General features: G+C 54.5%; 13 protein-coding genes. 6 read left to right on the forward strand and 7 right to left on the reverse strand.

All coding sequences use genetic code 11. From position 1 onward, the window contains the following. The 6 genes from L2Y54_RS04510 to L2Y54_RS04535 all read right to left on the reverse strand — a co-directional run bounded on the left by L2Y54_RS04510 (position 1) and on the right by L2Y54_RS04535 (position 6,463). The gene (locus L2Y54_RS04510) at positions 1–675 is read right to left on the reverse strand and encodes a TorD/DmsD family molecular chaperone (RefSeq protein WP_236500118.1); all 675 of its coding nucleotides are present in this window, start codon (positions 673–675) and stop codon (positions 1–3) included. Further along, positions 672–1,430: a 4Fe-4S dicluster domain-containing protein gene (locus L2Y54_RS04515; RefSeq protein ID WP_236500120.1), complete on the reverse strand. Its 759-nt coding sequence runs from the start codon at positions 1,428–1,430 to the stop codon at positions 672–674. Before L2Y54_RS04515 ends, L2Y54_RS04510 begins: the two co-directional genes overlap by 4 nt. Positions 1,431–1,459: 29 nt before the next feature. Continuing rightward, on the reverse strand, positions 1,460–4,024 hold the full coding sequence (locus L2Y54_RS04520; RefSeq protein ID WP_236500121.1) for a molybdopterin-dependent oxidoreductase: 2,565 nt from the start codon (positions 4,022–4,024) through the stop codon (positions 1,460–1,462). Further along, entirely contained in the window at positions 4,021–4,956 is a 936-nt protein-coding gene (locus L2Y54_RS04525; RefSeq protein WP_236500125.1) for a hypothetical protein, read from the reverse strand. The genes L2Y54_RS04520 and L2Y54_RS04525 overlap by 4 nt, the downstream gene beginning before the upstream one ends. Positions 4,957–5,019: 63 nt before the next feature. Next, positions 5,020–6,132: a hypothetical protein gene (locus L2Y54_RS04530; protein WP_236500126.1), complete on the reverse strand. Its 1,113-nt coding sequence runs from the start codon at positions 6,130–6,132 to the stop codon at positions 5,020–5,022. A 46-nt stretch (positions 6,133–6,178) separates the two neighbouring features. Beyond that, positions 6,179–6,463, reverse strand: a complete 285-nt coding sequence (locus L2Y54_RS04535; protein ID WP_236500129.1) for a hypothetical protein — start codon at positions 6,461–6,463, stop codon at positions 6,179–6,181. A 261-nt stretch (positions 6,464–6,724) separates the two neighbouring features. On the opposite strand from L2Y54_RS04535, the gene L2Y54_RS04540 reads away from it, so the two are divergent. Together L2Y54_RS04540 and L2Y54_RS04545 are read left to right on the forward strand one after the other, a co-directional pair. Then, on the forward strand, positions 6,725–8,623 hold the full coding sequence (locus tag L2Y54_RS04540) for an ATP-binding protein (protein WP_236501995.1): 1,899 nt from the start codon (positions 6,725–6,727) through the stop codon (positions 8,621–8,623). Next, positions 8,620–9,978, forward strand: a complete 1,359-nt coding sequence (locus L2Y54_RS04545) for a sigma-54-dependent transcriptional regulator (protein WP_236500130.1) — start codon at positions 8,620–8,622, stop codon at positions 9,976–9,978. The genes L2Y54_RS04540 and L2Y54_RS04545 overlap by 4 nt, the downstream gene beginning before the upstream one ends. A gap of 40 nt (positions 9,979–10,018) precedes the next feature. Here the strand turns inward: L2Y54_RS04545 and L2Y54_RS04550 are convergent, their stop codons facing one another. Further along, entirely contained in the window at positions 10,019–11,134 is a 1,116-nt protein-coding gene (locus L2Y54_RS04550) for a LysM peptidoglycan-binding domain-containing protein (protein ID WP_236500132.1), read from the reverse strand. A gap of 96 nt (positions 11,135–11,230) precedes the next feature. On the opposite strand from L2Y54_RS04550, the gene def reads away from it, so the two are divergent. The 4 genes from def (at position 11,231) to tnpA (ending at position 14,108) form a co-directional block, all read left to right on the forward strand. After that, complete coding sequence (gene def / locus L2Y54_RS04555; RefSeq protein WP_236500135.1) at positions 11,231–11,779, forward strand: peptide deformylase; 549 nt, start codon at positions 11,231–11,233, stop codon at positions 11,777–11,779. Continuing rightward, complete coding sequence (gene fmt, locus L2Y54_RS04560; protein WP_236500137.1) at positions 11,776–12,780, forward strand: methionyl-tRNA formyltransferase; 1,005 nt, start codon at positions 11,776–11,778, stop codon at positions 12,778–12,780. The genes def and fmt overlap by 4 nt, the downstream gene beginning before the upstream one ends. Next, on the forward strand, positions 12,777–13,610 hold the full coding sequence (locus L2Y54_RS04565; protein ID WP_236500141.1) for a transcription antitermination factor NusB: 834 nt from the start codon (positions 12,777–12,779) through the stop codon (positions 13,608–13,610). The genes fmt and L2Y54_RS04565 overlap by 4 nt, the downstream gene beginning before the upstream one ends. 66 nt (positions 13,611–13,676) lie before the next feature. Further along, positions 13,677–14,108: an IS200/IS605 family transposase gene (gene tnpA / locus L2Y54_RS04570; protein ID WP_236501979.1), complete on the forward strand. Its 432-nt coding sequence runs from the start codon at positions 13,677–13,679 to the stop codon at positions 14,106–14,108. Positions 14,109–14,181: the final 73 nt, after the last annotated feature.

Raw genomic sequence — 14,181 nt, forward strand, 5'->3', positions numbered from 1 at the left:
TTACCAGCTCGGCGCAACGCCGGGGTAATATTGCATGGTTTGCGGCTGTGCCGCTGCCCGCTGCTGGGCTTTCATGCGGGTTTCGATTTCCTCGTGGGTCGGGCGCGGCACACCCAGAATTTCTGCCAGTGAATCACGGATATGTTCGGCGTATGCCGCTGTTTCCAGTGCCAGCTTGGCATAGAACTCAGTGTGGCAGCGTTGCGCGACCCGCTGGGCAAACGGTAGCAGCCAGCGCAGCAGGTGTTCATCCATGAAACGTGCCGTTTCTGCCAGCAATACCAGTGGCTCTGCCTGTTCGGCTGCCTTGTCCAGCAGGTGGGCAATAAACAGCAGCTCATTGACTAGATGGTCATCTGCCCGCTTGCGCCAGTCGGGAACCGCCAGTTCGTGGCGGGCATACCAGTCGCGCACTTCAAACATTGGTTGCTGGCAAATCAGCTCCTCGTCATCAAGCCACACCGATTCCTGCGGCGAACTGTGGAATTTACCGTGGAGGTAAATGTCGGCAAAGTCACAGGCAAGCTCGTCAAGCAGGGTAGCGGGGAGCGGCTGCGGCAATGCCTCTGCCCCCAGGAACGCAACTGCCCGCAGTTCCTCCAGTTTCTCTGCGGTCACTTCCGTCGCGTGTAAATCCGCCAGCAGACGCAGGTCGTTGATGACTTCCAGCATCATTTTTTCTCCGGTGTGACAGGGGCTGGTTGGGCTGCGGAAGCCGCAGGGGTTGCGGCGACTGGCTCGACCTTGCCTTGACTGTGGGCAATGAACACAATGGATGGGTTAGTCAGTGCAGGGTCTGCCATGCCTTTCACTTGCCCCACCAGCTTGTCCTTTTCGGTGGGAGCCATCGCCTTGGTTTGGTAAGCACCCGCCCGTAACTGATCAATCGGACCAATATCCAGCACCCGCATCATGCACGCCATCACGCAATACGGCTTGCGCCCTGCATCAATCTCGTCCACGCACATATTGCATTTGGAGACGATGTTCTGTTCGGGGATGAATTGCGGCGCACCATAGGGGCAAGCGGCTTCACAACGGCGGCAGCCAATGCACAGGGTGGAATCAATATCGACGATGCCATCCTGTTTGCGCTTGAAAATCGCCCCGGTCGGGCAGGTCGGCAAACATGCTGGTTCCGCGCAATGGTTGCACGACATATTCACCTTGTAGGCATACACCGCCGGGTAAGTGCCACCTTCCACGTACATGACGCGGCGGAAACGTGGCCCCGGTGCTAGGCCATTTTTGTCCTTGCAGGCAATTTCACAGGCGCGACAACCAATACAGTCCACATTGTGGTGGATGAAGCCGAATTGCTGTTCGGGTACTACCGGTGTGTAGACCTCTTTCTTATGGCGTTTAATGGCTTCCTTGATGGTGGCCTTGTCCTGTAATACCGGATTTTTAGGTGATGGCTCGTTTGCCATAGGGGTTCTCCTCAGAATATTACAGGGTATTACAAGTCACGCCGGAACACGTGGCTACGGGCAGTCGCCAGTCTGTCCCAACCGGGTTTGTGTGCCAGATCGGTCTTGCGGATATTGCACAATACCGTGTTGTAGGCAAACGAACCGGCAGGGCTGGGTTCATCCAAGGTCAGCATGTCGGGGTTGCCTGCGCGGTCAATGCCGTTTTCATCCAGATCAATCCATGCGCCTTCATACACCACCAATACACCGGGCATCAGGCGTTCGGTCACATACACTGGCACAATAATGCTGCCCCGGTCGTTGAACACTTCCACGGTATCGCCGGTCTTGATGCCGAGTTTTTTCGCATCACTGGCATTGACGGTCACTTCCTGTTCATAAGTTTCACGCAACCAGCCGATATTGTTGAAAATCGAGTGGGTACGGTGACGCGGGTGCGGTGAAATCAAATGGAAGGGATGCTTGACGGTCTTTTCTTTATCACCGAGGTATTCCCACGGCACAATCCATTTGGGGATGGCGGGGATTTCATGCCCGTAAGCGGTTTTTGTCCAATCATCGTACTGTGCCAACTGCCCGGAGAAGATTTCGATCTTCCCGGAAGGGGTGGGCCAGGGCAGCCCTTTTTCCACATTGTCCTGGAAAGCGACGTGCGGGCGTGCCAGTTTGAATTTGTAAACCCCGCGTTTTTGGAACTCATCCCACGGCATTTCTACATGCTGGTGTGCCATCACCTTGTGTTCCCACCAGTCTTTCAGGTAAGCGTTATCCACCGCATCGTCATTGAGGAAGTAATCACGGTTGGCTTTGGGGTTGTAACGCTTGCCGAATTGCTCACCGCCGAGGCGATACGCCAACTCGGTGTAAATCTGGAAGTCGGTTTTACTTTCGCCCAGTGGCTGGATGACTTTGGGGCGGTGAATGTAGTAATGCCCCTTGTACCAAGGCAATGCCACGTCATGACGCTCGAAGTGGGTGGCAACGGGCAGCAATACATCGGCATACAAGCCAGACGGGGTAATGGTCGAATCATTGCACACCACCAAGTCCAGCTTGTTGATGGCTTTGATTTCCTTGTTGATATTGGTGAGCTGGTTGAACCAGTCCGAGCCTTGCCAGAAAATGCCGCGAATGTCGGGAATCAGCCCGTCACCCGCCTTGCCGCCCGGCCACAAGCCGATGTCTTCGCGTTTCACATTCGGGTAATTCAGCACGCAATGCGCCCAGCGGTCGGATTTAATGGACTGGTAGAACACATTGGCGAATTCGTCGTAAGGGTAGGCAACACCTTCGGCGTGCCATGCCTTGCCGATGCCTTCGGAGCAGCCGCCCAATACACCAATATTGCCGGTCATGGCTTGCAAGGCGGCTGCCATGCGGTTGTACTGTTCGCCGTAAGCGTTACGCCCCGGCGACCATGAGGCTTTCAGGGCTGCCGGTTTGGTGGTGGCGTACAGTTGCGCCAGTTTCTTGATGTCATCGGCTGACACCCCGCAGATTTCTGCTGCCCATTCGGGTGATTTGGGGGTGTTGTCGTAGGTGCCGAGGATGTAATCCTTGAAGTTTTCCTGATCCTTCGCCCAGTCTGGCATCGTACCCGCATCCATGCCTTGGGTGAATTTGTTGATGAAGTTCTGGTCGTGCAGGTTATTGGCGAAGATGTAATGTGCCATGCCCGCCATCATCGCCGCATCGGTATTGGGGCGTATCGGAATCCACCACGCATCATAGGCAGAAGCGGAGTCGGTGTATTGCGGGTCAACCAGCACGAATTTGCAACCTTTCTGCTTCGCCATGCGCATGTAGTAGAAGGTATTGCCGCCGTGGAAGGTATACGCCGGATTCCAGCCCCACATAATGATCAGTTTGGAATGGGCGAAAGCATCATCTTCGTTGCCATCTTCAATCGTGCCAAAGGTGATGCGCGAACTGAACTTAGTGCCCTCATACGATGGCACTGACCACGAACTGGTGCGGCAGCCGTACATACCCAAGAAACGTGCCTGTAAACCTTCGATCTGGTCGGATTTGTGCAGTACGCCCCAAGATGCACCAGCATAAGCCTGATCGAGCAGGGCAGTGGGGCCGTATTTGCTTTTCAACAATTCCATCTTTTCGGCGACTAAATCCAGCGCGGCATCCCATGAGGCGCGTTTGAATTTGCCTTCGCCGCGTGCACCGGTGCGTACCATTGGGTAGAGCAGGCGTTCTTGCGAATACAGGCGGGCGCGGTAGGAACGCCCCCGCAAGCAGGCGCGGATTTGTGGTTCTTCAAAGGTATCCTTGCCGAATGCGCCGTCTTTCTGGTAACGCCCGTCATCGGTGGACAGGCGCACAATCACGTCACCTTTCTTGTGAGCCACCAGCATGTGGCGTGAGCCGCAGTTGTGGGCGCAACTGGTGACAACAGTGGTTAACTCATCATCACGCGGGTAAGGCTCATAGGCGAATGCCTGGGCTTCTTTGGGCTTGAGGGTCAGCCCGCCTGCGGCGACAGCGGCTGAACCTAAAGCGGTGGTTTTCAGGAAGCTGCGCCGATCCATCTTCAGGGAGGACTTCAGCTTGTCTTTCCAGTCTTGTCCGTTATTCATGGTTTGCTCCCTTCAATCAAGAAACGCAGGTCAGATTCGGTTGGGCGGTTTTTTGCCCAATCCGGTGTCGGGGTAGCACCCGGCCATGCGTGGCGCGGGTAGGGGAAGCTGGTACGATACCATGACCGCCCACCGTGGCAACCGTAGCAGCTATCGCTGTTAGCAGCACCTTCTTGTTCAATACCCGCTGCATTCAGGAAATTGACCTGATGGCGCACGGTACGGATACCGGCATGGCACAACAGGCAGTTGTTCTGGAAGGTTGCACCGCTTTGTTCCCATGGCCCCGGCAGTCCCATGACTTCGTGCGGGAATTTGCCGTGGCACATCAGACAGGTATCGGGGTCAACCATTTTGCGCATGGTTAAACCGGCTTGGGTATCAAATGCACTACCACTCACTTCATCGCGCGGGTCGTTACCCTGATGACAGGTAGTGCAACTCATATTGGCAACCTTTTTAATAAAGGGTGCGGTTAAATGGCGCTGGTGAAACGTCATTTGCTCGCCTTCGTAGGTATCAAGGGTTTGATACCATGCCAGTGTAGTATTTTTTTGTAAACCTGCCGGGGATGCATCGCGGGTGTTGGTATCCAGTACTTCCTGATGGCATTTCAGGCAGTCGGCATCCGTGGCTGTGTCAATGGCAGGTTTAAAGTGTATGGGGTCGTAGCGGGCACGCACATAGTCCGCGTTGCTGGCTGTGGATGTCGCAACAGTTTGGGAGAGAGCCTCGTCAGTGGCTTTGGAGGGAGCCTCGTTAGTCGTTGTTGGCGACGCGGCTATTACTGTTTGTGTGGGGGGGGCGGACACATTATTTGTGGTAGCACTGTCTGGTGTTTTATTAGAAGTAAAATGTGTTGCGAGTCCCCAGATAACCACGGCAACGAGGGCTATTATACCAATCCACCATTTATCCTTGCCTGCATTCATGAACTTGACTCCTTTTGAAAAGTCCCCTCCCCATTGAGGAGAGGGGTTAAAGTGAGGGAAGCTTTATTTGGTTGGTGGTGTCCAACCTTGCATACCAGACATGCCGCCCATGCCTTGCATCCCGGACATGCCGCCCATGCCTGACATACCGTTCATCCCGGACATGCCGCCCATGCCTGACATACCGTTCATCCCGGACATGCCATCCATGCCTGACATACCGTTCATCCCGGACATGCCGCCCATGCCCGACATACCGTTCATGCCCGACATACCGTTCATGCCCGACATACCGTTCATGCCCGACATACCGTTCATGCCCGACATACCGTTCATGCCCGACATACCGTTCATGCCACCCATGCCTGACATACCGTTCATGCCACCCATGCCTGACATACCGTTCATCCCGGACATGCCGCCCATGCCCGACATACCGTTCATGCCCGACATACCGTTCATGCCACCCATGCCTGACATACCGTTCATGCCGCCCATGCCACTTTGGGTAGGCATCCAAACCCATTTACCGCCTTGACCTGCCATGCCGGACATTCCCTGCATCCCTGCCATGCCATTCATACCGCCCATGCCTTGCATCCCGGACATGCCGCCCATGCCTGACATACCGTTCATCCCGGACATGCCGTTCATTCCTGACATGCCGCCCATGCCGCCCATGCCTTGCATCCCAGACATACCACCCATGCCTGTCTGGTCAGGAACCCAAACCCAAGCGCCTTGCTGACCCGCCATCCCGGACATGCCACCCATGCCTTGCATCCCGGACATGCCACCCATGCCTGACATACCACTCATGCCATCCATGCCGGACATGCCATCCATGCCGGACATGCCTGACATACCGTTCATGCCACCCATGCCTTGCATCCCGGACATGCCGCCCATGCCTGACATACCACTCATACCTTGCTGCCGTCCAGCCATGCCGGACATGCCTGACATGCCATCCATACCGCCCATGCCCTGCATTCCAGACATGCCGCCCATGCCCTGCATTCCAGACATGCCGCCCATGCCCTGCATTCCAGACATACCGCCCATGCCTTGCATCCCGGACATACCGCCCATGCCTTGTTGTTCGGCAAATGCCACCGGTGACAGCAGCATAGCACCAACCAACATAGCCAAGGTTTTTTTAACAAACTGTTTCATTTGAAGTCTCCATCCAAAGGTTAATTAACGGTTACGTTTTGGAACGTTACTTGCCGGTGTGCCATTCACGCAGATCGTAAGGAGGGGGCATACCAGCGTGAGTGAAAGGGCTAAACCAGTTACCCTGATTTTCCAGAAAGCGCAGCGAAGCAGGGTAAGGCTGTGATACCCCCTGCAATGCGCTTGCATACCATGCGGCATCTTTCTGAACTTCAGTAATGGTGGGAGCGGTGGCGGGACGTTCTGCCGGGTTTGTGCCTGCGATATAGGCAATCTCGTCTGCCTGTGCGGTGGTGGCAAGCAGCACCAGTAAGAAGTGATGCATTCGCATATTGGGTTATCTCCTCTCGTTGTCCTTCACTCATCCATGTAAAGCAGAAACCGTGCCAGATAACAGGTTTTTTAAATAAGATTTTGATAAATAGATATTTATTTGGTGTGTTCCTTGCTAAAAGTTAGGTGTTTGATATTTGAAATCATGACAGAGTGTCATGCTATGAATGACATTGTGTCATGATAGAAGCTAATTAGGACATTTTGTCATAATGTGCGCTACACTCTCCCTATCAAAATAGGGAGTTATTCCGTGCCTATGTCTACGCAACACCTGAGCCGTCGCTTTATTGTCTTCCTGTTTGGGGTATTGGGGCTGGTGTCGGTGTGTTTCCTGTTAATGTTTTATTACTTCTACAATGCGCAGATTGCGGATGAGCGTACTCAAGCCTCGCATTCGGTCAGTTTGTTGCTGAAGTCGTCACTGGAAGGTGCCATGTTACGCCGTGACTTGCCCGGTTTGCGTGACATTATCGGCGATTTGGGCAGGCAGGAGGGGGTGAAGGAGGTCATGATCCTCAATCCGGCAGGTGAGGTGCGCTTTGCTTCCCGGCAAGAACGGCTGGGGCAGATGGAAGCATCAATCATCCAGCAGTTTTGCCCGAACTGTACCGCTGCCAGCCTGCCGCTGGAGCCTGTGACCCGTTTTTTCACTCCTAGTCATGGTGGTGAATTGTTGCGTACTTTCCATCCGGTCAGGAATAAGCAAGAGTGTATGCAATGCCACGGTAGCCCTGATACCCACCCGGTCAATGGCATTTTAGTCGTGGATTATGATGCGGCTCCGATCCGCCAAAAGGGCTGGATGAATATCTTGATATTGGCTGGGGCTGGTGTGGTGGCAGTCCTGTTCAGCGCGTGGGCAGCCTGGTGGTTTATGCAGCGCTATGTATTGCAACCTGTCAGCCGTTTGCATCAGGCCAGCCAAGCGCTGTCGCAAGGTGATTTGACCACCCGTGTTCCCGTGCGGGGCAGTGATGAAATGGCGAATCTTGCCACTACCTTTAACCACATGGCAGAACGTTTGCAACACGGTCATCAGGTGTTGCAAAGCCGCGAACAGTTCCTGCAAGGCTTGATTGATGCCGTACCGGACGGGGTGCGGGTGATTGACCCGTATTTCCAGATTGTGGTGGCAAACCGTGCTTATGCAGAACAGTGTGGCGTTGCTTCTGCGGAGAGCTTACGCCAGCAATACTGTTACAAGGTCACTTACCAGCGTGACACCCCTTGTCCGCCCTCCTTGCGTAGCTGCCCGCTGGCGACCTTGAGTGCCGAACAACCGACATTGAAATTCATGGAAACCCTGCAGCGGGCGGATGGTTCATTGCTATCCACCGAAGTCTACGCGGCGCGTTTGCCCGTGACAGCAGGGGCAGACCTTGCGTCAGAATGCTTGGTGGTGGAGTCGGTACGGGATATGGACAAAGCGGTGCAGTATTCGCATGAACAAAAACTTGCCTCGCTGGGTGAGTTGGCAGCCGGTGTTGCTCACGAAATCCATAACCCGCTGGCATCGGTACGCATTGCGCTGCAAGCCAGTGACCGAATACTGGATACCTCACAGGAAAATGTGACCGAACTGAAGGACTACCTGCATTTGGTGGATGAACAAGTGGAGCAGTGTTTGGATGTGACGCATCGTCTGATGAAATTGGGGGCGCTTGCCAGTGGTCATCCCGAACTGGTGGAGGTGAACACGGTGATTCGTGAAACACTGTCCCTATTGCGTTTTGAGCGTGAGCAAAAAGGGATTGGTGAATCTTTACAACTGGATGCCAGCAATCCGCGCATTCTTGCGGCAGATAACGATCTGCGCATGATTATCCTGAATCTGGTACAAAATGCTTTCCACGCCATGCCAGAGGGTGGTTTGTTGTGTGTTATTTCCCGAAAACAGGGTGCTAGTGTGGAAATCCGGGTGGAAGATACTGGCACGGGGATTCCCGATGAGATTCTGGCGCACATTTTCGATCCGTTTTTTAGCCGTCGCCATGACCAACGCGGCACGGGGCTGGGGTTGACCATTACCCGTACCTTGGTCAAGCAACACGGCGGGCAAATACAGGTGGCGGAACACGCGGCGGGCAAGACGGCGTTTATGCTGCATTTCCCAGATGCGGACGATGTGCAAAACCTGACCCAGGAGGCAGCATGATTCCCCTGATTTTGGTGGTTGATGATGATGTAACCCTGAATCGCCTGATGGTGGGGCAGCTTAACCGCATGGGGTATGCCGCAACCGGGGTGCATTCGTGGGCAGCCGCGCAGGCTTATTTGCAGCAACACGACCCGCATCTGGTGCTCTTGGATTGCCAGTTGCCAGATGCACGGGGGCGTGACGTTTTGCCGCAACTGGTGGGCGATTGCCCAGTGATTATTATTACCGCCTACGGCAGCGTTAAGGAAGCGGTGGGAGCGATGCAGGCGGGCGCAGCCGAATACTTGCTCAAGCCGGTCAATCTGGACGAGTTGCAACTGGTGATCCGCAAAGTGTTGGACGCGCACAGCATGAAACAGGAATTCCTTTACCTCAAGGAACAGGTGCAAAAGCGCAAATCCTTCATGGTCGGGCAAAGCCCCGCCTTGAAGGAAGTGGAAAACATGATCGGTGCGGTTGCCCCTAGCATGATGACGGTGCTGATTCAGGGCGAAAGCGGGGTGGGCAAGGAATTGGTTGCCCGCGAAATCCACGAGCGCAGCCAAGTTGCCAGCCGTAGTTTCGTCGCTTTGGATTGCTGCACCATGCAGGAAAACCTGTTCGAGTCCGAGCTGTTCGGGCATGAGAAAGGTGCGTTTACCGGTGCTGACCGCCAGAAAAAAGGGCTGATCGAAAGTGCCGAAGGCGGCACGCTGTTTCTGGATGAAATCGGTGAAATTACCCCGGCGATTCAGGCTAAACTGTTGCGGGTACTGGAAACCGGGCGTTTCCGGCGGCTGGGTGGAACCCGTGATATGACCGCCAATGTGCGGGTGGTGGCGGCGACTAACCGCGATTTGCTCGCCATGTCGCAGGAAGGCACGTTCCGCGCTGACCTGTTTTACCGTTTGAATGCCTTTACCATTTACGTGCCGCCGTTGCGCCAACGCCGCGAAGACATTCCGGCGTTGGTGAAACATTTCATCAATAACCATGACTTTTCACGGCGGGTTAATAAGCATCTGAGTGAGGAGGCGTTGGCGAAATTGGTGGCTTACCCGTGGCCGGGGAATATCCGCGAACTCAAAAACATGGTGGAACGGGCAATTATCCTATCCGGTGATACGGCGCGAATTTTGCCGGGACATATCATGCTGAGTGATGGCGTGGTGGCGACGGTTGCTGCGCCTGCCAGCAAAGGCGTGAGTCTGGATTTTGAACAGATACCGACGCTGGAGGATTTGGAAAAGCATTATCTGCACGTATTGCTGGACAAGTTCAACGGGCATCGCGGCAAGGTGGCGCGGACGCTGGGGATTAGCGAGCGCAATGTGTACCGTTTGCTGAAAAAGTATGAATTCATGGAAGCCTGAGTGAGAGTGTCGGACTTGAGTCCGACACGTTATCGCTGTTTTAAGGATTTCCCACTTTATCCCCGTCTTTCACCTCACGGGTAGCATCCATAATCAACCCGTAACTTACCCGGTCGGTCACTTTATAAACCACCAGATTTGCCACTTTTTCAGGTGGGAGTTGGCTGCACACCGCGCCCGATTTGGCTTTGCACGATTCCACCACATCCACGACGTATTTGCCCTGGGCGTAGACACCTAAGGTATGCCCCACTTCGATGCGATCACGCTGTCCTTTATTAATTACCGCAATCATGTGGTTGCCGCTAATCGCTTCCGCATCAAACAATGAGATAATGTCGCCGCGAATTTTGGTGCGGGGCGCATGGATTACGCCATTCAGGTAAGCCACGTCATCAATCGGGGCCAGCAAGCGGTCGCCTTTGCGGATTTCGCGTTTCGCATCCACGACGGTGGCGGTTGAGGTGTTATCGACCCGTTCGACCCGGCTGTAGCCGCCATAGGTCACTTCATAGCCGAGCAATTGCCCGGTACGCGGGTCATGCAAGACCTTATTAGGGTGGAAGATGGCACAGCGGGTTCCTGCTGCTGCATTGCGTAGGTTTTTGACGTAAATGGTTTCGCCTTCGGTAATCAACTGGCGATCATCGCGTGAGGCGAGGATATACGGCGCATTCTTAATCGTTGCCTCATCTAGCACCCGTGGCCACAGCATGAATTCCGCCAAGGTTGAAATGGGTTCGCCTTGCCCACGACGGTCAACGCGAATGCGCGGTTGCAATTTATCGCCGTTTGCGCCGTTGGCATAATCGAAGGTCAAGACATCGCCGGGGTAAAGCTGATGCGGGTTGGCAATGCGTTGGTTCTTGTCCCAGATTTCCGGCCAATGCCAAGGCGTGTTCAGGAATTTACGCGCAATGCGCCATAAGGTATCACCTTTTTTGACCACATAGCTGTTGGGTGCGGCGGGGTTGACGATAATGTTACCGGAATCAACGGCATCACTTGATTGCGAGGTCACTTGCCCATAATACTTGTCGTAAGGGTCTGCACCCCCGCGCGGGGTTGTAGTGGTTGCGCCGCAGCCGCTAAGCACAAGGGTCGCCCCGATGCTAAGGCACAGGGTGTTTAAGAAAAAAGCAGAAGAATGCCGCATGGTGGTATCCTTGTCGTTATTATGGGTTGGATGTGCAGGTTATAATAAACTATGGCTTGGGAAACATTCAGAACTTTTAGATTTTCGGTATTTACAATGGCACAACTAGAGATTTTACACCATCCAGACCCGCGTTTGCGCAAGAAAGCCGCGCCGGTTGCCCAGGTTGACGCGAGCATCCAACAGATTGTGGATGATATGTTTGAAACCATGTACGCCAACCAAGGCATTGGCTTGGCGGCAACGCAGGTCAACATTCATCAGCGCATTATCACCTTGGATATTTCGGAAACGAAAACGGAGCGGCTGTGCCTGATCAACCCGGAAATTTTGCACAAAGAAGGCAAAATCGAACACGAGGAAGGCTGTCTCTCGGTTCCCGATTACTACGAAAAAGTGACCCGTGCCGAACGCATCCGGTTACGCGCCCTGACCCGCGAAGGTGAAGTGCTGGAGCAAGACTTCGATGAGTTGCTGGCGATTTGTATCCAACACGAAATCGACCATTTGGATGGCAAATTATTCGTCGACTACCTCTCCACCCTCAAGCAACAACGCGCCCGCAAAGTGGTGCAAAAGTGGGAAAAAGAACAGGCTAAATTGGCAGAACGCCGCGCTGCTGCCGCCAAAGCGATCATCGCATGAGGGTCGTGTACGCGGGAACGCCCGAATTTGCTGTCCCTGCCTTGCAGGCATTGTTAGCGGCGGGGCATGACGTGGTGGCGGTGTATTGCCAACCTGACCGTCCGTCGGGGCGGGGGCGCAAGCTCACCTTTGGTCCGGTGAAACAGGTCGCGGTCGCCGCTGGTATTCCGGTGGAACAGCCGCTTTCCCTGAAACCGCCCGAAGCGCAGCAAACCCTGCGTGATTACGCCCCCGATGTGATGATCGTAGCGGCGTATGGCTTGATTTTGCCGCAAGCGGCACTGGACATTCCGCGTTACGGTTGCCTCAATATCCACGGGTCGCTATTGCCGCGCTGGCGCGGGGCAGCACCGATTCAACGCGCGATTCAGGCGGGTGATACCGAAACCGGTGTCACCATTATGCAAATGGCAGCAGGCTTGGATACCGGCGATATGTTGTACAAAACCGTTTGCCCGATTACCCCGCAAGATGGCGGGCAAAGCATCCACGACAAACTGGCGGAACAGGGCGCAACTGCATTGTTGCATACGTTGGAATTGCTGGCAGCAGGCAAGCTGCAACCCGAAGTGCAAGACGACGCACTCGCCAATTACGCCCATAAACTTACCAAGGCAGAAGCGCAAATCGACTGGACACAAGCAGCGGCAGTGATTGACCGTACCATCCGTGCGTTTGATGCGTATCCGGTGGCGTTTACCTTGTATGAGGGACAGCCGTTGCGGTTGTTTGCGTCTTCTGTAAAAGAAACCCCTCCTAACCTCCCCTTATCAGGGGATGGACAAGAAGACGTCCTATCTTTTCTTCGCTCCTCCCCTGATAAGGGGAGGCTGGGAGGGGTTTCTTCTCCCGGCACGGTCATTGCCGAAAGCAAATCCGGCGTCGATATTGCCACGGGTGATGGGGTCGTGCGCATCCTCAGCTTGCAACTCCCCGGTGGCAAACGCTTAACCGCCGAGCAATTCCTCAACGGGCGTTCGTTGCTAGGAGTGCAATTGTGAGCGCCCGTGCGACAGCGGCGTTGTGCTTACAACGAGTGATTTATGAGGGCGAATCCCTTACCGAGGTGTTGCAAGACCGCACAATTGCGACGCTCAATCCGCAAGATCAGGCGTTGTTACGCGACATGTGTTTCGGCACCTTGCGCTGGCACGAGCGTTTAAGCGCTATCCTCAAAAAACTGGTGAAGAAAGCGTTAAAAGCGGCGGATAAGGATGTGGAATGCCTGTTACGCATTGGGCTGTACCAGCTCATTTACCAGCGCAAACCTGACCACGCCGCCGTCAACGAAACGGTTAAAGCCACCAAAAAACTCAAAAAAGACTGGGCGGGCAAACTGGTGAATGGCGTGTTACGCACCTTTATCCGCCAGCAAGCCGAATTGTTGGTGCAAGCGGATAGTACTGTCACGGCACGTTACGCTTGCCCCGACTGGCTACTTAAACGCCTGCAAATCGCGTGGCCGGACGACTGGGCAGACATTCTCAGCGCCAGCAATACGCACGCGCCGATGACCTTGCGAGTCAATCAACGGATGCAAACCACGGCGGCGTATCAAGCCTTGCTGCAAGAGGCGGGCATTGCGGCGGAGCTTGTCCCCGCAGTGGATAGCGCCTTGATCTTGCAAACCCCCGTCGGTGTCGAACAACTCCCTGGCTTTTTCAGTGGCACGGTGTCGGTGCAAGATGCCGCTGCGCAACTCGCCGCACAATTGCTGGATTGCCAAGCCGGAATGCGCGTTTTGGATGCGTGCGCTGCTCCCGGTGGCAAAACCAGCCACTTGCTGGAGCGCACTGACGGCTTGCACTTAATTTTCAATCACAAGGTTTAAACCACCGGCTTTAGCCGGTCAGCTTTAGCTGCGATAATGCGCTGTATGAACGAAGCGAGGTGCAGCATGGATTACCGCTATGGCAGTCACACGGTCTATCAGATTGAGTATCACTTTGTTTGGGTGACGAAATACCGTTACAAGGTGTTGACGGGAGAAGTAGCGCAGCGTGTGCGTGAGCTTGTTCGGCAGACTTGCGAGGCATTTGAGATCAGGATAGTCAAAGGCGTGGTGAGCAAAGACCATGTGCATATCTTGGTGAGTTGCCCGCCGGAACTAGCACCGAGTGAAATCATGCGTCGGATCAAGGGAAGGACATCCAGTCGGCTGTTTGAGGAGTTCCCCCATGTGAAGAAACGTTACTGGGGAAGGCATTTTTGGGCACGCGGGTATTTCTGCGCCACCGTGGGTCAAATGACGGAAGAGATGATCAAACAGTATTTGGAGCATCACTTTGAGCCAAATCCAAACGACCATTTCAAGATGGAACCGGAGTAAGCGTACCGACACGTCGTTTAGCCGACGTGTATCCGGGACTTTCAGTCCGTAGCAAAAAAACCCACCAGCTTTA

The organism is Thiothrix winogradskyi (assembly GCF_021650935.1).
In the GTDB taxonomy this organism is placed as follows: Bacteria; Pseudomonadota; Gammaproteobacteria; order Thiotrichales; family Thiotrichaceae; genus Thiothrix; species Thiothrix winogradskyi.